Annotated in this window: 17 protein-coding genes and 2 tRNA genes; 8 read left to right on the top strand and 11 right to left on the bottom strand. The window is 32.9% G+C overall.

The annotated features are described in order from the left end of the window. Positions 1–98: 98 nt before the first annotated feature. Positions 99–755: an ATP-dependent Clp endopeptidase proteolytic subunit ClpP gene (clpP, locus tag BUE95_RS01820; protein ID WP_073580848.1), complete on the top strand. Its 657-nt coding sequence runs from the start codon at positions 99–101 to the stop codon at positions 753–755. Between the two features lie 72 nt (positions 756–827). Next, complete coding sequence (gene clpX / locus BUE95_RS01815; RefSeq protein WP_073580846.1) at positions 828–2,060, top strand: ATP-dependent Clp protease ATP-binding subunit ClpX; 1,233 nt, start codon at positions 828–830, stop codon at positions 2,058–2,060. 213 nt (positions 2,061–2,273) lie between these two features. Here clpX and BUE95_RS01810 read toward each other — a convergent pair whose 3' ends face one another. Both BUE95_RS01810 and BUE95_RS01805 read right to left on the bottom strand, forming a co-directional pair. Continuing rightward, complete coding sequence (locus BUE95_RS01810) at positions 2,274–3,836, bottom strand: OmpA family protein (RefSeq protein WP_073580844.1); 1,563 nt, start codon at positions 3,834–3,836, stop codon at positions 2,274–2,276. A 237-nt stretch (positions 3,837–4,073) separates the two neighbouring features. Continuing rightward, entirely contained in the window at positions 4,074–5,585 is a 1,512-nt protein-coding gene (locus BUE95_RS01805; protein ID WP_073580842.1) for a GH3 auxin-responsive promoter family protein, read from the bottom strand. 99 nt (positions 5,586–5,684) lie between these two features. Here BUE95_RS01805 and BUE95_RS01800 point away from each other — a divergent pair, with 99 nt between their 5' ends. Next, entirely contained in the window at positions 5,685–6,476 is a 792-nt protein-coding gene (locus tag BUE95_RS01800; RefSeq protein WP_073580840.1) for a DUF2797 domain-containing protein, read from the top strand. 54 nt (positions 6,477–6,530) lie between these two features. Here BUE95_RS01800 and BUE95_RS01795 read toward each other — a convergent pair whose 3' ends face one another. Beyond that, a complete protein-coding gene (locus tag BUE95_RS01795) occupies positions 6,531–9,137 on the bottom strand; it encodes an AsmA-like C-terminal region-containing protein (protein WP_073580838.1) in 2,607 nt (868 codons plus the stop codon). A 140-nt stretch (positions 9,138–9,277) separates the two neighbouring features. Continuing rightward, positions 9,278–11,044 carry a signal peptide peptidase SppA gene (gene sppA, locus BUE95_RS01790; protein ID WP_073580836.1) on the bottom strand — a complete coding sequence of 589 codons (1,767 nt, stop codon included), beginning with the start codon at positions 11,042–11,044 and terminating at the stop codon, positions 9,278–9,280. A 114-nt stretch (positions 11,045–11,158) separates the two neighbouring features. Here sppA and folK point away from each other — a divergent pair, with 114 nt between their 5' ends. Beyond that, on the top strand, positions 11,159–12,301 hold the full coding sequence (gene folK, locus BUE95_RS01785) for a 2-amino-4-hydroxy-6-hydroxymethyldihydropteridine diphosphokinase (protein ID WP_073580834.1): 1,143 nt from the start codon (positions 11,159–11,161) through the stop codon (positions 12,299–12,301). Between the two features lie 116 nt (positions 12,302–12,417). Here folK and BUE95_RS01780 read toward each other — a convergent pair whose 3' ends face one another. Beyond that, positions 12,418–12,945: an RNA methyltransferase gene (locus BUE95_RS01780; protein ID WP_073580832.1), complete on the bottom strand. Its 528-nt coding sequence runs from the start codon at positions 12,943–12,945 to the stop codon at positions 12,418–12,420. A 203-nt stretch (positions 12,946–13,148) separates the two neighbouring features. Between BUE95_RS01780 and mutS the strand changes: the two genes are divergently transcribed. The 4 genes from mutS to BUE95_RS01760 all read left to right on the top strand — a co-directional run bounded on the left by mutS (position 13,149) and on the right by BUE95_RS01760 (position 16,499). After that, positions 13,149–15,716, top strand: coding sequence for a DNA mismatch repair protein MutS (gene mutS, locus BUE95_RS01775; protein WP_073582360.1), 2,568 nt, complete (start codon positions 13,149–13,151; stop codon positions 15,714–15,716). A 162-nt stretch (positions 15,717–15,878) separates the two neighbouring features. Beyond that, positions 15,879–15,951, top strand: a tRNA-Gly gene (locus BUE95_RS01770). 18 nt (positions 15,952–15,969) lie between these two features. Then, positions 15,970–16,055 (top strand) — tRNA-Leu (locus BUE95_RS01765). A 102-nt stretch (positions 16,056–16,157) separates the two neighbouring features. Further along, positions 16,158–16,499: a YegP family protein gene (locus BUE95_RS01760; RefSeq protein ID WP_073580830.1), complete on the top strand. Its 342-nt coding sequence runs from the start codon at positions 16,158–16,160 to the stop codon at positions 16,497–16,499. A 5-nt stretch (positions 16,500–16,504) separates the two neighbouring features. Here BUE95_RS01760 and BUE95_RS01755 read toward each other — a convergent pair whose 3' ends face one another. The 6 genes from BUE95_RS01755 to BUE95_RS01735 form a co-directional block, all read right to left on the bottom strand. Next, positions 16,505–17,770 (bottom strand): hypothetical protein, encoded by a 1,266-nt coding sequence (locus BUE95_RS01755; RefSeq protein ID WP_073580828.1) that lies wholly within the window; start codon positions 17,768–17,770, stop codon positions 16,505–16,507. A 242-nt stretch (positions 17,771–18,012) separates the two neighbouring features. Continuing rightward, positions 18,013–18,141 carry a hypothetical protein gene (locus BUE95_RS13850; RefSeq protein ID WP_262494359.1) on the bottom strand — a complete coding sequence of 43 codons (129 nt, stop codon included), beginning with the start codon at positions 18,139–18,141 and terminating at the stop codon, positions 18,013–18,015. 148 nt (positions 18,142–18,289) lie between these two features. Beyond that, positions 18,290–18,490: a hypothetical protein gene (locus BUE95_RS01750; protein ID WP_073580826.1), complete on the bottom strand. Its 201-nt coding sequence runs from the start codon at positions 18,488–18,490 to the stop codon at positions 18,290–18,292. Between the two features lie 163 nt (positions 18,491–18,653). Continuing rightward, entirely contained in the window at positions 18,654–20,807 is a 2,154-nt protein-coding gene (locus BUE95_RS01745) for a S46 family peptidase (protein ID WP_073580824.1), read from the bottom strand. 66 nt (positions 20,808–20,873) lie between these two features. Further along, a complete protein-coding gene (locus BUE95_RS01740) occupies positions 20,874–21,323 on the bottom strand; it encodes a GNAT family N-acetyltransferase (RefSeq protein ID WP_073580822.1) in 450 nt (149 codons plus the stop codon). Beyond that, positions 21,323–22,564, bottom strand: coding sequence for a 3-deoxy-D-manno-octulosonic acid transferase (locus tag BUE95_RS01735; protein WP_073580820.1), 1,242 nt, complete (start codon positions 22,562–22,564; stop codon positions 21,323–21,325). The genes BUE95_RS01740 and BUE95_RS01735 overlap by 1 nt, the downstream gene beginning before the upstream one ends. Positions 22,565–22,648: the final 84 nt, after the last annotated feature.

Below are 22,648 nucleotides of genomic sequence, written 5' to 3'. Positions count from 1 at the left end.
AAAATAATTATCTTTGAGCGTCAGACTAGTTTTGGCGCTTTTTTATTCTGTATTCAAGAGCAGAATTTCTAAATATTAATTATTTAAACCATACAAAAATGAACTACGGAAAAGAATTTAAAAAATATGCTACGAAGCATCACGGAGTAAACAGTTTATATTACGATAAAATTGTTAGTAGTATGACGCCATATATCATTGAAGAACGTCAGTTAAACGTAGCTTCAATGGATGTTTTCTCTCGTTTAATGATGGATAGAATCATTTTCTTAGGAACGGGAGTAGATGATTATGTGGCAAATATTATTCAAGCGCAATTGTTGTTTTTAGAAAGCGTTGATGCTTCTAAAGACATTAGTATTTATATTAATTCTCCTGGAGGAAGCGTGTATGCTGGATTAGGAATTTACGATACCATGCAATTCGTAAAACCTGATGTGGCTACAATTTGTACAGGAATGGCAGCTTCAATGGGAGCAGTATTATTATGTGCTGGAGCAGATGGAAAACGTTCCGCTTTACCGCATTCTAGAGTTATGATTCACCAACCATCTGGAGGGGCACAAGGGGTTGCAACGGATATGGAAATCAACTTGAAAGAAATGTTGAAATTAAAAGAAGAACTGTACCAGATCATCTCACAACATTCAAAACAACCTTACGATAAGGTTTATAAAGACAGTGAAAGAGATTATTGGATGATTGCTGCAGAAGCAAAAGAATATGGAATGATAGATGAAGTTTTAACAAGATAATTTAAAAAGTAATTAGTGATTAGTAAAAAGTGATAAGCTATTTACTAATCACTTTTCACTAATCACTAAAAAATGGCTAAAGAAGTATTAGAGTGTTCATTCTGCGGAAGGAAAAAGCCTGAAACCAATTTATTAATTGCAGGGATTAATGCACATATTTGTGACAAGTGTATCGAACAAGCACACGGTATTGTAATAGAAGAATTAAAACAATCAGGAAATTCCAATTTGGTGGCTGATTTGATTCTTTTAAAACCAAAAGAAATTCGTGCGTTTTTAGACGATTATGTAATTGGACAAGATCAAACTAAAAAAGTAATGAGTGTTGCAGTTTACAATCATTATAAACGTTTGATGCAAGTTCAATTAGAAGACGAAGTTGAGATTGAAAAAAGTAATATCTTGATGGTAGGGCAAACAGGAACTGGAAAAACATTGGTAGCAAAAACAATTGCTAAGATGTTAAATGTCCCATTGGCCATTGTAGATGCAACTGTTTTAACTGAAGCGGGTTATGTGGGTGAAGATGTTGAAAGTATTTTAACACGTTTGTTACAAGCGGCTGATTACGATGTCGCTAAAGCAGAAAGAGGAATTGTATTTATTGACGAAATTGATAAAATTGCTCGTAAAAGTGATAATCCATCTATCACTCGTGACGTTTCGGGTGAAGGAGTTCAACAAGCCTTGTTAAAATTATTAGAAGGAACGGTTGTAAATGTACCACCAAAAGGAGGAAGAAAACATCCCGACCAGAAATTTGTGGAAGTGAATACACAAAATATCTTATTTATTGCAGGTGGTGCTTTTGACGGAATCGAAAGAATTATTTCAAAGCGTTTGAACAGACAAGCGGTAGGATATAGTTCATCTATCGGAACCGATCAAATTGATAAAGATAATTTACTACAATATTTGATTCCAAAAGACGTAAAAGATTTTGGGTTAATTCCAGAAATTATTGGTCGTCTACCAGTCTTAACACACATGGATCCTTTAGATGCTGAAACGTTAAGAGCTATTTTAACCGAGCCTAAAAACGCTTTAGTAAAACAATACAAGAAATTGTTTGAAATGGATGAGGTAACTATTGCTTTTGAAGAAGAAGCTTTGGATTATATTGTTTCTAAGGCTTTAGAGTATAAATTAGGAGCCAGAGGATTACGTTCGCTTTGTGAAGCGATTTTAACCGATGCGATGTATGAATTGCCGAGTTCTGATGATAAGCACTTACAGGTTACAAAAAAATATGCTGAAAACAGTTTAAGCAAGAATTTACTTCAACGTTTAAAGGCTGTTTCTTAATGAAATAGGTATAATTGAAAAGGTCGCTATTGGCGACCTTTTTTTGTGATTAAGCATTTTTATTTTGCTCAATTGTCTCAGTTTGTTTGGCGTTACAATATCTTTTTTGACAACTCCAACTGCTTGAACATGATGTTAATACGACTATTGTAGCTATTCCTAAAACTAAGGTGATTTTTTTCATTTGTTAAGTGGTATAAATGATGTCAAATATTATTTCATGATTTTGAATTCAACTCTGCGGTTTCTTTGATCTTGTTCAGGGGTGCATTCTTCGCAATTTTCTAAGGGTTGACTCTCTCCTAGTGCATTGAAAGTTATTCGCTTTTTAGAAATGCCTTTTCCAGCTAGATAGTTTATTGTCGCTTTTGCTCGTTTTACAGAAAGCTTTTTATTGTAATCGCTTGATCCTTTATTGTCAGTATGGGCTGTAATAATCATTGTTGTTTTATCATTATCCCTTAACACAGCTATAATTCTGTCTAAAGAAGCAAAATATTCTTCCTTTATAATGTCTTTGTTGAAATCAAATTCTATTGTTTTGAAATCTTCAATCGTATCATTTGGAATTATTGCTGTATTCTTTTTCAAAGTTATCGATTTGATTTTATCATTATTCGTGAGAAGTGAAATCTTATCTTCAAAGCCTTCTTTTGTTATTAAAAGGGTATAAACAGATAGCGGATCAATTTCTAAATTAAATTCTCCATTCGGGTCAGTTATAGTTTTATACACTAATGCTCCAAATTCATTTTTAACTTCGATTTGAGCATCGGGAACTTTTTCTGTTGAAAGCTCTTCTAGAACAGTAACCGTAACTGTAGCGGGATTTTGCTTAATCATTTCAAATTGAAAGATATCAAAATTTCCTATTGCGTTTTTGTCAGATGTTATATAGCCTTTAAGCGGTGAAGACATAATAAAAGCAATTTCATTTCCTTTTGAATTAAGTTCACTTCCCAAGTTGATAGCTTGTAAAAAATTATTGTCAACTTTTGGGGATCTGAAAATATCAAAGCCTCCAAAACTTTGATGCCCTTTGGATGAAAAATAAAGATATTGATTATCTGATGATAAAAAAGGATATTTCTCATCTAAAGAGGTATTGACACGCGAACCTAAATTGGTCGGTTTGCCAATCTTACCATTCTCTAAAATGGCTGCTTGATATAAGTCAAAACCACCATAACCACCAGGCATATTTGACGCAAAGAAGAGGTGCTTTCCATCAGATGATACACTTGGGGTTTCAATCGAGTAGTTTGATGGAACAACTTCTAAAAGGGTAATGTTTATCCATTTTTTTACATCATCTTCATTTAATTCCGCTTTGTAGAGTGAAAAAACTTGTGAATTATTTGGGTTCTGTTTAGAGTAATAAACGGTGTTTTGATCGGGTGAAAATGTCAAGGATCCTTCTTCATTTTCAGAATCTAAAGCTTTTGAGAAAAGGACAGGAAAAAATAAACTTTCATCTTCTTTAATATCTACACAATATAAATTGTTATTAGGTTGCTTGGAATTTTGATTGAAAGTCTCTTTTGCAAATCTTCTTTTTTTATTGGATAAGATGATGTATTTGCTTTTAAAAAAAGCACCACCAATCTCATTCAATTCTGAATTTATTCCAGCATCTTTAAGTAAGAATTTGATGCCTAAATACTTTGTAGTCAGACTGGTTTCTGAATTGAGATTTACGGATGTGGTCGCTTCTTGTGCAAATAAAGAAACGTTTCCTAAAAGTAAAAAAAATGAAAAAATTGTGGAGAAATTCATAAATTTAAATACTTAAATAATAGTTAGTTAGTATTTTTTTAACGAACTACAAAATTAGTACTATATTATTTAGAAAAAATCTTTTTTCATTTTATCGTAAATAAATCCGATAAACTGCAATAAAAATCGATTTTATGTCAACCTTTATCTTTAAAAAATTAAAATATGATAAAAATGATAGCATATTACATTCTGTTTTAGGAATTATTTGACAGAATGATATATTAATGAGCAACTTTATTGTAAAGATAACAGATCTTCTAAATAAGTTCTTTCATTAGAAAGTCTAGGAATTTTGTGTTGTCCTCCTAATTTATCTTGTTGTTTTAACCAATCATAAAATAAATTTTCTCTAGCTACATTTAATACTAATGGACTTAAAGTCATATTGTTATGGCGTTTGGCTTCATAGTCAGAATTTACACTTTGAAGATTTTCATCCAAAACTTTTCTGAAATTTTCTATATTATCAGGTTTGTTTTTAAATTCGATAATCCATTCATGTGCACCTTTTTGTTTATCGCTCATAAAAATTGGAGCAACTGTGTAATCCTTAATTTCACAACCAAACTCTTTGCAGGTTTTGGTTAAAGCGGTATCGGTATTTTCTACCATTAATTCCTCACCAAAAACATTAATATGATGTTTGGTTCTTCCCGTTACTTTAATTCGGTATGGACTTAATGAGGTAAATCGTATTGTGTCACCAATTAAGTAGCGCCACAAACCCGAGTTAGTGGTAATTACCAAAGCATAATTTGTATTCAATTCTACTTCATTTAATCGAATAACACGTTGGTTTGGCATTCCAAACGTATCCATCGGAATGAATTCGTAGAAAATGCCGTAATCTAACATTAGCAGTAATTCGTTCGAATTATTTTGGTCTTGAATGGCAAAAAAACCTTCCGAAGCATTGTAAATTTCGTAGTATTTGAAACTCTCTTTTGGAAATAATTTCTTGTATTGCTCTCTATACGGATCAAAATTTACGCCTCCATGAAAATACACTTCCGCATTTGGCCAAAGTTCTAATAAGTTCGATTTTCCTGTGGTTTCTAATGTTTTTTGTAATAAAACCAGCATCCAACTCGGAACACCAGCTAAACTCGTTACATTTTCATTGATAGTTTCGTTTATTATCGCTGGAAGTTTGGTTTCCCAATCGCCCATTAACGAAATTTTGCTGCTTGGAGTAGAACTAAACTCGGCCCAAATTGGCATATTGTCAATCAAAATTGCTGATAAATCACCAAAAAACGTGTTGTTGTCTTCATACAATTGCTTGCTCCCGCCTAAGCGTAGACTCTTTCCCGTAAACATTTGTGACTCCTCGTTGTTGTTCAAATACAAACACAATAAATCTTTACTAGCTTTGTAATGACAATTTTCTAGCGCTTCTGAACTTACTGGAATAAATTTACTTTTAGCATTGGTTGTTCCGCTTGATTTGGCGAACCATTTAATATTGGAATGCCAGAAAACGTTTTGTTCGCCTTGTCTTGTTTTTTCAATCAAAAGTTCTAAATCTTCATAAGTAGAAACAGGAATACGATTGCTAAATGTAGCATAATTCTTCATAGAAGAAAAGTCATATTTTTTCCCAATTTGTGTATTTTCAGCAGCTTTTATTAGGTTGAAAAGCAATTCATCTTGTACTTCATGCGGATATTTTAAAAACAATTCCATTTGATGAATTCGTTTCTTTAAAATCCAAGTAGCAACAGAATTTATAATTTGTAATGGCATTTACCTATTTCTAATTTTGAATTATTAAAACGGAATAATAACTTTACCAAAAATAGCAATTTTTTCAAATAATAGAACGAAAAAGTAAATCTAAAATAAATGAATTATCATGGAACGCTTAGTAAAATGCAAACCGAATTTGGAAATCCAATTCAATACTATCTGGTTTTTGAAAACAGTTTTTTAAACTTGAACCAACTTTTAGGGAAACCAATGGAGATTGAATTTCAAGGGTATCAATGTTTGAATTGCGGAAAAGCCAAGAAAATTTTTCGTCAAGGATTTTGTTATGATTGTTTTATGAGCAGCCCAGCAGTAGGTGATTGGATTATGAAACCCGAATTAAGTACTGCACATTTAGATATTGAAGACCGTGATTTAGCATACGAAAAACGCGTACAATTACAACCTCACATAGTGTATTTAGCTTTGTCAAGTGAAGTGAAAGTAGGTGTAACGAGAAAGACCCAAGTTCCCACTCGTTGGATTGATCAAGGTGCCGTACAAGCCATCCCAATTGTTGAAGTTCCGAATAGATATTTAGCCGGAATTACTGAAGTAGCTTTGAAAAACCATTTTGCTGATAAAACCAATTGGCAAAAAATGCTTAAAAACGAATATTTAGATATGGATTTGATTACGGAACGCAATAAAGTATTCGATTGGCTACCAACCGAAGTAAAAGACTATTTCCCCAAAGAAGAAAAAGTCATCCAACTCGACTTTCCTGTTTTGCAATATCCTAAGAAGGTAACTAGTTTAAATTTAGATAAAACACCCAATTTCTCAGGAACCTTAACTGGAATTAAAGGACAATATTTACTATTTGAAGACGGAACCGTTTTTAATGTAAGAACCTATGAAGGTTATGTTGTAAAGATGAGTTTGTAAAAATAAAAGCCTCTTTCTAGGCAGAAAGAGGCTTTTATTAATTCAATTAAAAATTTATTCTTCTTTTTTCTTCTTACCAAATAAATCTTTAATTGCTCCAGTGGCTTTGTCTTTTACAGTATTTTTAATTTCTTCTTTTGGAGTTGAGGTGGATTTTGTAGTATCTGTTGCTGTGTTTGGTTTTGTTCCACCAATTAAATTTCCTAAAGCACTTGTCCCTTGATTTACTAATTTTTCTTTCTGCATTTTAACTAATTGCGTGGTTAAATTGGTAGAAGCTTGTTTTAAATCGGTATTGAATTTAGGTTGCGAAAAATTACCCGTCATTAATCCATTTACGGGAATGCTGGTTATTTGTTTTTGGTCGGCAGGCGTTAATTTTGCAAGCAAATTAGAAACGTCTTTACCTAAATATTTCACTGGAACATCAAATTTCAAATTGTAATTCATATTTTGATCAAAACCATGACTTCCAGCTACATTTACTGTGATGTCCTGATATTTAATGTCGAAAGGTTTTACGTTTACTTTTCCATCTTTAAACGATAAAGCCGCTTTTACATCGTTTAAGTTTAGCTTGCTCATATCAATGAATTTCATGTTAGAACTCAATGCAGTCAACATGGCCGAATTCTTCTCGTTGATGGTCGTTGATAATAATTGCCCAAATAAATCTCCGGAAATGGTTTTTAAGTTAGGTGTCATATCGTTTTGTAAATTCCCTGAAAGTTTAATAGTAGAATTCACTTTTCCATTAATTACTCCAGCGATCGGAGCAATCGATTTTAGCATGTCTAATTGGGTAAAAGATTCTGCGATATTAACCGCGTTTAATCCTAAATTCATATCAAATTTAGGGGTGTTTCCTTTTGTAGAAACGTTACCGGTTAATCCAATGTTTCCTCCAAAAATCCCCATTTTTAAATTGTTCAATGCAATTGCTTCATCACGAATGACCAGATTTCCAGAAACGTCTTTTAAATTCAAATTGTCATAGACTACGGTTCCTACTTTTGCTGTGATACTACAATCTAAGAAAGAAGGAATCTTAACTGCTTCAGTGGTTTTTTTGCTTTCTTCTGAAACAGTTGTAGTAGATGGCACCATGAAATCTGAAACTACTAATTTGGTCGAATTCATGTTGAATTTTCCTTTCAAAATTTGGTTTTTAAATAGGAATCCGTAGAAATTATCCAAAGTTCCGTTAACTTGTATATCAGACGAACCTGTTTTAGCATCAAACTTGCTCAAGTTGATGTGGTTTGGATTAAATGCTACATTCGCCTGATTGATTTTGAAAGGTTTCGCCATTTCTGGACCTTCGTAATTAAATCCAGTCAAACTAACCGTTCCTGAATTTTGAATGTTTTGATATTGGCTTTTTTCAACGGATTGCATATCGAATTTTGTCTTCACATCAGCTTTTAAAATTCCAGTTAGAGGTTTGTCTAATTTTACAGGGTAGGCTTTGGTAACGTTTGCTAAATTGATAGTTCCTTTTAATTCGGCATCAACTAAGGCATTTGTCGCTAAGTTTTTAACATTGGCTTTTGCATCAAAAACGTCTTGGTCTATTGAAAACGAAAGCTGGTTTAAATTCACATAAGTGTCGTTCATTAAACCTGTTTCGTTGATAATATGTGTGTCGATAATAATATTTTTTACGGATTTCGGTAAGTCTGGATATTGGAAAGACGCATTATTTGAAGCAATTTTTACATCGAATGCAGGAATCGTAGTTTCGGTTAAATTTCCTTTTACTTTTCCATCTACTGAAAATTGCCCTGTTGTTTTTACTTTACTAATATCACCTGAATAAGCAGCAGGAACTAGTCCTAAGAAGTTTTTAAAATCAGAAGTTGGGGTTTTAAATGTTAAGTTATAGGTTTGTCCCGCTTCCACCATTTGAATGAAACCATTGAACTCTAACGGTAATTGATTAATTAGAGCTTTATTGTCTTTGAATTCGTATTTACTTTTCTCTAAATCTATTCCTAAAACAGCATCTAGAGTGATTCCTACATTGTTCATGTAGTTCATTTTTTCCATTTCAAAGGATAATTTAGCAGTAGTTTTGGTTTCCAAATCTAATTTCTGAGCGGCAAAATTTCCTTTTCCTTCATGATAAATACTGTCTAAAATCATTTTCATATTTGAACCTTCGTCAATATAACTGAATTTCAAATTTTCCACGCCATACTTTTGAATGTCTAATGAAAAGGGTTTGCTGTCTGAAGGTTTATTTTCTTCCGTTTCTTTCAATGCAATATCAAAATTTCCAATACCATCTTTATTGAAAATAATATTCACAATACCATCAACAGCACTAAAACTCGCCAAGCTCATCGTTTCTCCTTCTCCTTTAAAAAGCTCTTTAATACTCATGGTAACATTAGTCTCTCCAGCATATAAAAGCGTGTCTCCAGCAAAAGGTGCTTTGTTAATGATGCTAAGTTTATCAATTATAACATGGGCTTGAGGAAAACTTTTAAACAAACTCAAATCCACATCTTCAAAAGCAATGTTGGCATTTACATTTTCATTCAGTGTCTTAGCAATCATTTCTTTAATTTTGTCTTTAAACAAAAAAGGTGTAGCTGCCAATGCGATGATGGTTACCAAAAGGAATATCCCAATGCCTTTTAAAACTTTCTTTAACATAATTGTATATTTTGAAGTGAATGATTTTTGATTACACAAAAATAGTAGCAAATGTAAATTTACACATTAAATTTGAGTAAAATATGAAAAAAATCCCAAAAACTAGTTGTCTTTGGGATTTTTGGTTTTTATAGTAAAGATTAACGAATCTCTATTTCGTATGGCAGTATCGCTTGAATACCTTTTCTACTTTTAATGCGTTTGATTTGTTCTAACATTTGGAATCCTTCTTCTCCCAATTGTTCTTTTAATAATTGCTCTTTGGTTTTAAACATCGCTATTCCTGTGAAGTTAGCTAGCAAATCTTCAAAACTCTTCTCGTATTCGGGGAAGTTTTCTGTTCTGTACGAAGTTGTTTTTCCAAGTTTCGCTGCATGTTTTATTGCTGCATCTAAACCTCCAATTTCATCTACTAATCCTAATTTTTGAGCATCAATTCCGGTCCAAACTCTTCCTTGAGCAATAGCATCAACTTGTTCAGTTGTCATTTTTCTTCCATCAGCGACACGTTGAAGGAAAGTAGCATACGTTTTTTCGATACTTTCTAAAACAAATCCCTTGAAATTTTCATCTATAGGTTCAAAAATACTGTAACCACTTGCATTATTGTGTGTTTTTACTTGTTCGGCATTGATTCCGATGTTTTTTCCCAATTGGTTCATATTAGGCAACATTCCAAAAACACCTATTGATCCAGTTATTGTATTAGGTTCTGCGAAAATTCTATCTGCATTAGCCGCAATATAATATCCTCCCGAAGCTGCATAATTTCCCATAGAAACCACAACTGGTTTTGATTTTTTAGTGATTTCGATTTCTCTCCAAATCAATTCTGAAGTTAATGCACTACCACCAGGACTATTTACACGAAGTACAATAGCTTTAACATTTTTGTCTTCACGAGCATCTTGAAGCGAACGTTTTATAGATCCTTCTCCAATAACATTAACATCACCTTCACCGCCTAAAATTTCTCCTTGTGCATAAATTACTGCGATAATATCTTTTTTAGAATAATCTTCCACTGTTGAAGCAGCAGTTTTGGCATAATCTGTAACGCTTACAAAATTATATTTTTCATCTTTTGCAAGTTTCAATTTAGCACGAATCGCATTGTGATATTCATCTTCATAAGCTACTTTGTCAATTAATTTATTTGCTAAAGCTAATTCTGGTGTTCTTGCGCCTAAAGAATTGGCAATTGCATTTAATTGAATAACGGATAATTTTCTACTTTTAGCAATATCATTCACAATTGTACTCCAAACCGAATTCAATAAAACAGTCATTTGTTCACGGTTTTCTGGACTCATCTCTTGGGATAGATAAGGTTCAACAGCACTTTTGTATTTCCCATGGCGAATGACTTCAAACTTTACACCTGATTTTTCTTGTAAGTCTTTCATATAGATGATTTCAGAAGCAAGTCCTTTGAAATCAACTTCCCCAACAGGATTTAAATACACTTGGTCGGCAACCGAGTTTAGATAATATTCTCCTTGTGTGTAATAATTAGCATAGGCATAAACAAATTTGCCTGATTTTTTAAAATCTTCTAATTTGTCACGTACTGCTTTACTTTGCGCCAAGCCTAATCGAGATTGATTGTTTAAAATCGAAATCCCTTTGATGTTATCATCGGTTTTGGCAACCTCAATAGCATTTAAAATATCGGTAACACCATCATGATGTGCTTCAAAATAATTGAAATCTTTGTAATTTGTTTTTCCCGCGTAGTCTAAGGTTACCTTGGATAAATCTAATTCAATCACAGAATTGTTTTTAACAGTAACCGTGTCTTCTCCTCCACCAGCGATTAAACCAATTATAATGATGCCAAAAAAGGCTATCATACAAAAAACAAAAAGTCCAACAATTGTTGCTAATACATTTCCTAAAAATCTCATTTCAGTTTCATTTAATTTACTGCATTAGTAGTTAAAAGCATAAAATTGTTACATGTTCATAAAAAAATGAAAAAGGTAAATTAGAAGTCTAAAATTGTTTGTTATTTTGCCAATATGAGTCAGCATCAAGTTGTTTTATCGTTAGGGAGTAATCAAGGAAATCGATTGGAAACGATTCAATTTTGTATTGATCTGATTCATAGTGAAGTAGCTACAGTGGTGAAGGTTTCTAAAATTTATGAAACACCGGCTTGGGGTTTTGAAAGTGAGCCTTTTTATAATGCAGTCATTTTAATTCACACCTCAAAATCAGCTCAAAAAGTTTTGAATCAGGTTTTGAAAGTGGAGAAGAAGTTAGGTCGAATTCGTTCCAAAGATTTCGGTTATCAAGCCCGAATAATTGATGTGGATATTATAGCATTTGATGAAGAAATTATTGCAACCGAAACTTTACAAGTTCCACATCCGTTTATGCACAACAGAAAATTTGTGTTGCAACCGATGTTAGATTTGGGATTGAATTGGGAACATCCAAATTTAAAAAGATCAGTTGCTCAATTATTAACTCAAACCGAAGATACAAGCGAAATTAAAGCGGTTCATTCTATAATTTCACCCATTGAAAAACTCCAATTACAACAATTCAATTACATCGCCATTGAAGGAAATATTGGGGCAGGGAAAACGACTTTATCAACTAAATTGTCAGAAGATTGCAATGCGAAATTAGTGTTAGAACGATTTGCTGACAATCCTTTTTTGCCAAAGTTTTACAAGGATCAAAGTCGTTATGCTTTTCCTTTAGAAATGTCTTTTTTAGCCGATAGATACCAACAATTATCAGATGATTTAGCGCAATTTGATTTGTTCAAAGATTTTGTGGTGGCAGATTATCACATTTTTAAATCATTAATTTTCGCCAAAGTCACACTTCAAGAAGATGAATTTCGTTTGTACAAAACCATGTTTGACATCATCCACAAAGAAATGCCAAAACCTGATTTGTATGTATATTTATATCAAAATACAGAACGATTGTTAGGAAACATCAAAAAACGCGGCAGAAGTTACGAACAAGAAATTCCAGCCGATTACTTAGAAAAAATCAATCAAGGTTATTTGGATTACATCAAAACACAAACGGATTTGAATGTTTTAATAATTGATGTTTCCGATTTAGATTTTGTGAAGAAACAAGAAGATTATGTATATTTGTTGAATGAAATTAACAGGAAAATAGCTTTGGCACGCGGATAAAACTGATTCGCCTTGGCGAAACGCTGATTTTAACGGATTTTCTATGTTTACTTTGTAAAGTGCAACGTCTAAAATCAACACAAAGAAATTTTATTGTGTCTATGTGTTTAGAAAAATTATTTCATCTTCTGAAACAAATCCCAAATCACAATTCCAGCACTAACTGAAATATTCAGAGAATGTTTACTTCCCAATTGCGGAATTTCAATTACACCATCGCTTAAATTAATAGCTTCTTGCGAAACACCTTTCACTTCGTTTCCAAAGATTAAAGCGTATTTTGTATTTATTTCAGGCTGAAAATTATCCAACATAATCGCATTTTCAGTTTGCTCCACCGAATACACTTTTACATTTTCTGATTTCAATTGATTCACTACTTCTAAAACGTCTTTTGCATATTCCCAAGTAACAGTTTCCGTAGCACCAAGAGCTGTTTTGTGGATTTCTTTGTTGGGTGGAGTAGCCGTGATACCGCACAAATAAATTTTTTCAATCAAAAAAGCATCCGAAGTTCTAAAAACCGAACCAATATTGTGCAAACTTCTAATGTCGTCTAAAATCACAATAATTGGTGTTTTTGGAGCTTCTTTAAACTCGTCAATGTTTTTGCGTTCTAATTCTGCGTTGGCTAATTTTCTCATGGGGCAAAAATAAGGGAAATGTGGCAATTTGACAATTAGTCGATGTGTCAATTTAAACTTGTTTTTGAAATTCAAAATTGTTCTTGTCCTTGCCCTTGAAATTGAACTTGATTTTCTTACCTTCGCAAGCATACTTAAAATTTGAAATTGTGGCGAAGAAATCTGCAACAACTCCCGATAAAGCACCTAAGGAAACACCTTTAATGAAACAATACAACGAGATAAAAAATAAATATCCCGATGCGTGTTTGTTGTTTCGAGTGGGCGATTTTTATGAAACTTTTGGAGAAGATGCTGTTCGTGCTGCAGGAATTTTAGGGATTACTTTAACCAAGCGTGGAGCAGGAAGTGATAGTGAAACCGCCTTGGCAGGATTTCCGCATCATTCAATTAATACTTATTTACCCAAGTTAGTTAAAGCCGGACTTCGAGTGGCGATATGTGACCAATTAGAAGATCCAAAAATGACGAAGACCATTGTCAAAAGAGGTGTTACAGAATTAGTTACGCCCGGAGTTTCCATGAATGATGAGGTGTTGCAATCGAAGTCGAACAACTTTTTAGCATCGGTTCATTTTGGAAAGAAAGCAGTTGGGGTTTCGTTTTTAGATGTTTCAACAGGCGAATTCTTAGTTTCTCAAGGCAATGAAGAATATATTGATAAGCTTTTACAAAACTTCCGCCCGAGTGAAATTTTAATTCCGAAGCAGTTTAAAAATCAGTTTAACTCAGTTTTTGGAGACGATTTTCATACCTTCTTTTTAGAAGATTGGATATACAAGGAAGATTACGCATTAGAAAGTTTGACCAAACATTTTCAAACCAATTCGCTAAAAGGATTTGGAGTAGAAGAATTAACCGAAGGTTTGATTGCTTCGGGTGCGATTTTGTACTATTTGTCGGAAACACAACATAACAAGATTCAACACATCACCAATATCCAACGTATTGCCGAAGATGCTTACGTTTGGATGGATAAATTTACTATTCGAAATTTAGAATTGTATCACAGTTATAATCCCAATGCGGTAACGCTTTTAGATGTGATTGATAAAACGCTTTCGCCAATGGGAGCAAGGTTGTTGAAACGTTGGTTGGCGCTTCCGTTGAAAGATATTGCAAAAATTAGAAGTCGCCATGAAGTGATTTCATATTTGAAAACCAATCCTGAAGTTTTACAAAAAATTCAATATCAAATCAAACAAATTTCCGATTTGGAACGTTTGATTTCAAAAGTAGCTACAGGGAAAATTTCGCCAAGAGAAGTTAATTTCTTGAAAGATTCGTTAGATGCGATTATTCCAATTAAAAACTTGGCTTTAGAGAGTTCGAATGAAGCGTTGCGAGTTATTGGCGATAGTTTACACGCTTGCGAATTGTTACGCGAAAAAATCAAAACCACCATTCAAGAAGACGCTCCTGTAAGTGTGAATAAAGGAAATGCAATTGCTGTTGGAGTTCATCCCGAATTAGATGAATTAAGAGCAATTTCATCGACAGGGAAAGGTTATTTAGAAGCATTAGAACAACGGGAGAGTGCTGCTTCTGGAATTCCTTCTTTAAAAGTATCGTTCAATAACGTTTTTGGTTATTATATTGAAGTTCGAAATACACATAAAGATAAAGTGCCAGCAGAATGGATTCGTAAACAAACCTTAGTGAATGCTGAGCGTTATATTACAGAAGAACTAAAAGAATACGAATCTAAAATTTTAGGTGCTGAAGAAAAAATCCATCAATTAGAAACGCAGTTGTTTGAGCAGTTGGTGAATTGGATTGCGACTTATATCAAACACGTTCAGTTGAATGCGAATTTAATTGCACAATTGGATTGTTTGACTTCTTTCACGCAATTAGCGATTGATAATAAATATGTTTGTCCTGATTTAGATGAAAGTTTCGATTTGGAAATCAAAGAAGGTCGTCATCCAGTGATTGAAAAGCAATTGCCTGTTGGTGTGCCGTATATTTCTAATGATGTGTATTTAGATAGAGAAACCCAACAGATTATCATGATTACCGGTCCGAATATGTCGGGTAAATCGGCCATTTTGCGTCAAACGGCTTTAATTGTGTTGATGGCGCAAATGGGAAGTTTTGTTCCAGCAGAAAGTGTGAGAATGGGAATTGTAGATAAAATTTTCACCAGAGTAGGAGCGAGCGATAACATTTCGATGGGTGAATCTACTTTTATGGTGGAAATGAACGAAACCGCTTCGATTTTGAATAATATTTCCGAGAGAAGTTTGGTGTTGTTAGATGAAATCGGAAGAGGAACTTCAACCTATGACGGAATTTCGATTGCTTGGGCGATTTCAGAATATTTACACGAACATCCAAATCAACCGAAAACACTTTTCGCTACGCATTACCATGAATTAAACGAAATGGAAGTTACTTTTGAACGTATTCAGAATTTCAATGTTTCGGTAAAGGAATTAAAAGATACGGTTTTATTTATTCGTAAATTAGTGAAAGGTGGAAGTGCTCATAGTTTTGGAATTCATGTAGCAAAAATGGCAGGAATGCCTCAAATTGTGATTCAAAAAGCACAAAAACTATTAAAGCAATTAGAAAAAAGACATTCTAGCGAAGAGTTATCTGGAATTAAATCGGCAAGTGATGAATTGCAATTGAGTTTCTTCAATTTAGATGATCCACTTTTGGAGGATATTAAAGAAGAAATCATGAATATTGATATTAATACTTTAACGCCCGTAGAAGCATTAATGAAGTTAAACGAGATTAAACGAATGTTGATTAAAAAATAAATTTAAAATAAATTATTCGTTATCAAAAGGTTAAAGTAAAGTTCGAAAAAAGTTTTAATTTTTATTTAAAAAGTACTTGCAAGAATAAAAATATGTCCTATATTTGCACTCGCAATACGGAACAAGTATGGCGACGTTCTTTAAGAGATAACGAAACGAAACGCGAAAATAGCTCAGTTGGTAGAGCGCGACCTTGCCAAGGTCGAGGTCGCGGGTTCGAACCCCGTTTTTCGCTCTACTACCAAAAATATTTGCTCGAGTGGTGGAATTGGTAGACACGCTGGACTTAAAATCCAGTGGGTAGTAATGCCCGTGCGGGTTCAAGTCCCGCCTTGAGTACAAAAAGCTTCAAACTATGTTTGGAGCTTTTTTTGTTTATAAAATTCTCAATTTGAAATTTTATAATATCTTTAAAAAAATCTTTAAAAATCAATTTAAACTATGGGTACATTTGTAATCGCGCAACGATTAAGCGATTCTTATAAATATGAGTTTGTCTCTCGTAAAGGAAAAACCATTTTTACAAGTAACGATTTTGAATTACGCTTCGAATGTGAGGAAGAGATTGAATATCTTAAGATGTCGATAGATAAATGTGTTTTTATGCGATTTCGATCGTCTAGTGGTAAGTTTTTTTTTCGTTTGGTTTTGGATGACCGGGAAATTGCAGTTAGTCGAAAATATACTACACAGCTTTTGCTTCAAAAAGGGATTGATGAAATTGTTAAATATGCCTGTAAATCAGAAATTTTAGATTTTTCAGTGCCTAATATTTTTTCTTGAATCTTTTAGTAAGTTACAATTGTCTCTCCTTTTATTCTGAAGTCGGGTTGGTTTTGGATATCACTATTAATGAATAATTCTTTTGTTGTTCTTTTGATAATTTGATTTTTAAATTTATCATTAAGGAAGTGGTTAGTAATGTCATTGAAAATTTCGTAACCTTCTTTTTCTGCAAAAAATTGACAATCATTGACAATGCATTTTTCAATGGAGATATTATTAATATCATCATTAAATTCATTTATGTTTTTGTTTAGATTTACGGTGCTTCTAAAGCCTGAAATAATACTGTTATTCAAATTAATTTTGGCATTATTACTTATATAGATGGCTTCTTTGATTAATCCCTGGTTATTATTTTCGTAGTTGATGAATACCATATTTGTAGCATTAATTTTTGTGATGTCTTTTGCGAGATCCGCCGTTTCAGTGTTGTCATAAGTGTCGATTTCAAAGCATCGTGACCGTGATGCATCTGATGTGAATGGGTATCTAATTGCAATACTGTTTTTTATGTCGGCTTGAACCCCTTGAGTGAAATCAAAATCATCATCCGTTGCACGAAATGAGATTAGGTTCTCTACATTAATATTTCCGCCATAAAATTCGAATGAATCGTCGTTAGAATAGCTAATTTGAATATTCTTGAGCGTGGTCTTGTTGCCAACGCCTGCTAGCGATAAGCCGTTATGCTCTTTTTCTTGTTTTATTAATTTTCTACCTGCATATTCAATTCGTATATAGTTGAGTGTTCCAGAGTTGGACTCGCTATTATTGCCCCCATAAGAGCTTAATCCTCTTTCTAATCCTAAATCAAGAAAGCTAACACCTCCAATTTTGTTTATACTGGCATCACCTAGGATAATAATTCCTCCCCAATCTCCTGCTTTTCTTAGTATAGTTTCTTTGTTGGAAGTAAAAACTATTGGGCTGATTTTAGTGCCATTAGCAATTAATTTAGATCCTTTAGTTATGATTAGTGTTCCACAAGATTCTTCGTCACCACGAATTATTGTTCCTGGTTCAATTGTGAGTATTGCATTGTTGGTAACGTATACATTTCCTCTTAATAAATAAGTCTTATTATTTGTTAGTGTATAATTGTTTTCAATTTTTCCCTCAAGAATATTTGTTGTTTCTGGATAAGATAATGCTTTAGGGTTGAAATTTGTCCATCTTGATGTAAAATACTCCTCTTGTATTTGTGCATTAACTAGGTTGATTAAACTAAAGTAGGTGATAAGGAATATAATTCTGACACTTTTTTTCATTTCTCGTTTGTTTGAGGTTGTGAAACAAAAGTAGTTTTCAAATATGATAGGAAGGTTTTATGAAGTTTATAATAGGGTTAAGATTTTCTTAGAATTGTTAAATAATCTTTCCTTTAAGCAATCTTTAAAAAAACACCCCGAACAACAATTTGTTATTTGGGGTATTTTCAAGTAATTTATTATGACTAACTTTAATTATTCATTAACTTTTTTAAGTTTTACTTTAACAGTTTCTTCTATTTTTACTTTGTGGAATCGATAATATTAGTCGAAGAATCCGTTACAGTTTCAATGGTATCATTTACTTCGGTGATTGTTGAGTCAATAGCGACTTCGGTTTTTTCGGCAGTCTCATTACAAGAAACAATCATTGCAACAACAATGACGACACTTAATGCTATTTTTTATATTGTTTAATTTTAAAAAGTTAGAGTACTGAGTTGAAAATGTGTTTTTGTAATTTTGTATTAAAAAAAAAGCCCCACATTGTGGAGCTTGATTTTTTCTGTCAGCAATAAATTACTCAGCAGCTGGAGCTTCAGTAGCTGGAGCTTCAACAGCAGCAGTATCAGCTACAGCAGTAGTATCAGCAGCAGGAGCTTCTTCTACAGCAGGAGTTTCAACTACAGTTGAGTCAACAGCTGGAGTTTCAGCAGCATTTTCTTTACATGATACGAACATAGCAGCAACAATTGCTAAACTTAAAACAACTTTTTTCATCTTACTAAATTATAAAGGTTAATTATTAATTCGGAGCAAAGATATAAATTTTTTGACATGTCAAAATGTTTTTAGACATTTTTTTTAATTTTTTTTCTCTGGATTCCGAAATGCTCTATTTCAAATGGTGTGCCAAACTTCTTATTTATAAATTTTTTTGTAATTATTTGGTTTTTTGAGACTTAGGATAAACTATGGTCATCTCCTCTATAAGGTTTTTCGCTCCAGCAAATTTATCAATCACAAATAAAATATAACGTGTATCTACCATGATATTTCTACAGATTTCTGGACTGTAATAAATATCACTCATGGTACCTTCCCAAACCCGGTCAAAGTTTAATCCAATAAGGTTACCATTCGCATCTAAAGCAGGACTTCCTGAGTTTCCTCCTGTAGTGTGATTGGTAGCGATAAAACCTAAAGGCATTTTACCATTTTTATCGGCATATCTTCCATAATCTTTAGCATTGTACAAATCGATTAGTTTTTTTGGAACATCAAATTCGTAATCGCCAGGAACGTATTTTTCGATAACGCCATCTAAATAACTAATGGGCTCATAATAAACAGCATCACTAGGTTTGTATCCTTTTACTTTTCCATAAGTTACACGTAACGTGCTATTCGCATCCGGGAAAATTCTATCGTTAGGGAAGAATTCCATAATTCCTTTCATGTATGTTCTTTGTAGGGCGATGTTTTTTAAGTTGATTTCATCAGACTTAGGGGCTACATTTTTTTGGTAACTCTCTGCAATTGATTTTACTAATTGATAAGCAGGGTCTTGGTTTAATTTGTCTAAAACTGATTTAGCATCACCATTTAATACCTCTTTTAAGCCATTGTAATTGGTTAATTTCGAAGAACTAAAAATATTGGTTGTCAAAGTTGAAGCATTAATATTGTTTAAACTTTCAGGTAAAAATTGTTTTGGTGATTTAGTAGCGTATAAATTGATTAATTGCTCAAAAACTTTCTCATCAACTTGAGCGCTGTAATCTTTATATAAACCTTCAAATCCTGAAATTAAATTGTTTTTTCTGTCATTGAAAGCTTGTTCACCTCTTGTATTATAAACTTGCTCTAATTGGTATAAGCGGTATCCAAAAGATAAGATTTCTGAATTACGTAAAACAACTTCTGTAAAGTAATCTCTTGCAATAGCGTATTCTCTAATGTCTTTGTAATTTTTCTCGAAATCAGCTAAAATAGTTCCGTATTCCTCTTGTTTTCCTGCTTTGTTAACTCTTTCTTGAAATTTCTTTTCGAAATCTTGTTTGATGGCAACTGCATTCGATTTTTTCAATCCTTTAGTTTCGCCAATCCATTTTTTCCAATAATTAGCAACACCAGCGTATTTGGAAGCATACTGAATTTTAATCGCATTGTCTTTTCTCATGAAACCATCTTGCACTTTCAAAGCAGCATCACGAATTTCAATTTTTGCCGGATTCAAATCATTAACAATTTGTTCTACGGCGAATGAAGGTAAATACTCCTGAGTTCTTCCTGGATAACCCATTACCATTGTGAAGTCATTTTCCTGAATTCCTTTTGCAGAAACTGGGAAGAAGTGTTTTGGTTGGTAAGGAACATTGTCTTTTGAATATTCAGCTGGACGATTATTTTTGTCGGCGTAAACTCTAAATAATGAGAAATCTCCTGTGTGTCGAGGCCAAACCCAGTTATCAGTATCCGAACCAAATTTCCCAATTGAACTTGGTGGCGCACCTACTAAACGAACATCTTTGAAATTTTCGGTTACGAATAATAAGTATTGATTCCCATCATAAAAAGCACGAATCATTACATCTTGCCAAGCTTCTTTTTGGAAACTTTTGCTAACTGCTGCAATGTTTTGTTGGATTCTTTTTTGTTTGTCGCTTTCTGTTGGAAGATTTAAAACGCCTTCAAAAATTTTAGTGGTAACATCTTCAATTTTGATGATGAATGTTACTGTTAAATCTTTATTTGGCAATTCGTCTTCCATTTTGTAAGCCCAAAAACCATTCGTTAAATAATCGTTTTCAACTGTGGAATGACTTTGAATGTTGTCATAACCACAGTGGTGATTCGTTAATAAAAGGCCTTTTGGTGAAATCATTTCAGCTGTACAACCCCCATCAAAATGAGGTACAGCATCTTTTAAGCTGGAATTATTTGCCGAATAAATAGCATCGGCACTAATTTTCATTCCCAAAGCTTTCATTTCTTTTTCGTTGGTTCCTTTCAATAACGAAGGAATCCACATGCCTCCTTGTTGCGCTTGAACTTGGAAAACAACTAAAACAAGTAGTAATTTTAAAAATTTCATATTTAAGTGTTTATTTTTTTAAGGGGTTTGTTTTCAACAAACGAAATTTTTACTAGCGATTTCATTTTATTTAGTGACTTTGTACTTCATTAATTTTCGATTGTGAAGTTCAAAATCGTGTGCAAGATACAATTTTTGTGCGTTTTTGTTATGTGTTTCGACTTCTAAATACAGTAATTTTAACGATAATTTAGGAACTTCTGCCTGAACAAATAGAATCGCTTCTTTTCCAATTCCTTTTCCGCGAGCGGTTTCTTTGATGAATAATTCGTCTACAAAAGCAATTTTTCCGCCGTATTCAAAACTGAAAACAAAAGTGAGTATCATGTAACCTACAATTTCATTTTCGGAATAAATCAACCATGATTTTCCTAGTTTTTCATTTGAAATAAATTCTTGAAATAAAGTTTTAGTCACTTCAACATCCATAGGATAATTGTCAATTGTATAGAAATCTTGCATCATCAGGGTGATGGCTGTAATGTCTTTGATTTCCAAAGGCTTGAAGGTTATCATTAGTTCAAAATATGATTCATAATCGTTTGAGTTACTCCTTTATTCATTTGAACAAACGTACTGCAAATATGACCTTTTTCTAATCGTTCATCCTCGTTGTGAAGTAATAAATCAAAAGTTTCATTTAATTGGGATTGATTCTGAATTGAAATACAACCTTCCATATTTACCAAAGCCTTAGCTTCAGCAAAATGGGAGTAATTAGGTCCAATGACAACCGGAACTCCAAAAGTCGCAGGTTCTAAAATATTATGAACTCCTGGATTTCCAAAACCACCACCCACATAGGCAATATCAGCATAAGAATATATTTTGGTTAATATTCCGATGGTGTCGATGATGAATACGTTGTTTTCCTGTAGAGACGCGTTTAATCGCGTCTCTACATCAGAAAACAAAATGGTTTTTTTAGAAATAGAATTTTTTAATTCCTGAATTTGCTCCGATTTGATATTATGTGGGGCAATAATAAATTTCACGTTATCCGAACTCTGATTGATATAATTCACCAATAAGCTTTCGTCTTTTGGCCAAGAACTTCCAATGACGATTGTGGTTTTGTTGTCTTTGAATTGTTCAATAAAATCCAATGAATTATCACGTTCTAATATTGAAACTACGCGATCAAAACGTGTGTCGCCAGAAACTTTTACATTATTGAAACCAATACTTTGTAAAAGTGTTTTCGAACTTTCATTCTGTACAAAAAAGTAATCAAATGTTTTTAAGGCGTTTCTATAAAATCCGCCATACCATTTAAAAAACGCTTGATTTTCTCTTAAAATTCCAGAAATCAAATAGGTTTTGATTTGCTGTTTTTTTAGTTCGTTCAGATAATTTGGCCAATATTCGTATTTGATAAAAAATACCATTTCGGGATGAACTAACTCAATAAATCGTTTCGCATTCGAAATCGTATCTAAAGGCAAATAAACCGTAACATCAGCAACAGTATTGTTTTTTCGAACTTCATATCCCGAAGGTGAAAAAAACGTAACTACAATTTTATGATTTGGGAATTGCTTTTTAACAGCTTCAATTACTGGTAAGCCTTGCTCGTATTCACCTAAAGACGCTGCATGAAACCAAATTGTGTTATCTAAGGTTTTAATTTTATCAGTCAAATTTTGAAAAACCGATTTTCGACCGTCTATAAAAAGCTTCATTTTAAGACTGAAAATTGCTGTGAGTTTCAGAAGTTGTGAAGTAAAAAGGACTATGAAATTGTATAGAAATAACATGTTAGTAAATATCTATTGCGAAAATACAGTTTCTTTGTGAAAATTCATTGCCAACTAATCAATTATTGATTATTTTTGTTCTTG

This window comes from Flavobacterium cucumis (genome assembly GCF_900148835.1).
Classification (GTDB): domain Bacteria; phylum Bacteroidota; class Bacteroidia; order Flavobacteriales; family Flavobacteriaceae; genus Flavobacterium; species Flavobacterium cucumis.
This window is presented reverse-complemented; position numbering and strand designations above follow the sequence as displayed.

What these genes read in the sequence shown, in the direction of transcription:
- BUE95_RS01740 (WP_073580822.1), bottom strand. Translation starts at nt 21,323, where the DNA reads ATGATAACCTTCAAGCCTTTGGAAATCAAAGACATTACAGCCATCACC.
- BUE95_RS01755 (WP_073580828.1), bottom strand. Translation starts at nt 17,770, where the DNA reads ATGAAAAAAAGTGTCAGAATTATATTCCTTATCACCTACTTTAGTTTA.
- clpX (WP_073580846.1), top strand. Translation starts at nt 828, where the DNA reads ATGGCTAAAGAAGTATTAGAGTGTTCATTCTGCGGAAGGAAAAAGCCT.
- folK (WP_073580834.1), top strand. Translation starts at nt 11,159, where the DNA reads ATGAGTCAGCATCAAGTTGTTTTATCGTTAGGGAGTAATCAAGGAAAT.
- BUE95_RS01750 (WP_073580826.1), bottom strand. Translation starts at nt 18,490, where the DNA reads ATGAAAAAAGTTGTTTTAAGTTTAGCAATTGTTGCTGCTATGTTCGTA.
- BUE95_RS01735 (WP_073580820.1), bottom strand. Translation starts at nt 22,564, where the DNA reads ATGTTATTTCTATACAATTTCATAGTCCTTTTTACTTCACAACTTCTG.
- BUE95_RS01745 (WP_073580824.1), bottom strand. Translation starts at nt 20,807, where the DNA reads ATGAAATTTTTAAAATTACTACTTGTTTTAGTTGTTTTCCAAGTTCAA.
- BUE95_RS01805 (WP_073580842.1), bottom strand. Translation starts at nt 5,585, where the DNA reads ATGCCATTACAAATTATAAATTCTGTTGCTACTTGGATTTTAAAGAAA.
- mutS (WP_073582360.1), top strand. Translation starts at nt 13,149, where the DNA reads ATGAAACAATACAACGAGATAAAAAATAAATATCCCGATGCGTGTTTG.
- BUE95_RS01810 (WP_073580844.1), bottom strand. Translation starts at nt 3,836, where the DNA reads ATGAATTTCTCCACAATTTTTTCATTTTTTTTACTTTTAGGAAACGTT.
- BUE95_RS01800 (WP_073580840.1), top strand. Translation starts at nt 5,685, where the DNA reads ATGAATTATCATGGAACGCTTAGTAAAATGCAAACCGAATTTGGAAAT.
- clpP (WP_073580848.1), top strand. Translation starts at nt 99, where the DNA reads ATGAACTACGGAAAAGAATTTAAAAAATATGCTACGAAGCATCACGGA.
- sppA (WP_073580836.1), bottom strand. Translation starts at nt 11,044, where the DNA reads ATGAGATTTTTAGGAAATGTATTAGCAACAATTGTTGGACTTTTTGTT.
- BUE95_RS01780 (WP_073580832.1), bottom strand. Translation starts at nt 12,945, where the DNA reads ATGAGAAAATTAGCCAACGCAGAATTAGAACGCAAAAACATTGACGAG.
- BUE95_RS01760 (WP_073580830.1), top strand. Translation starts at nt 16,158, where the DNA reads ATGGGTACATTTGTAATCGCGCAACGATTAAGCGATTCTTATAAATAT.
- BUE95_RS01795 (WP_073580838.1), bottom strand. Translation starts at nt 9,137, where the DNA reads ATGTTAAAGAAAGTTTTAAAAGGCATTGGGATATTCCTTTTGGTAACC.
- BUE95_RS13850 (WP_262494359.1), bottom strand. Translation starts at nt 18,141, where the DNA reads ATGATTGTTTCTTGTAATGAGACTGCCGAAAAAACCGAAGTCGCTATT.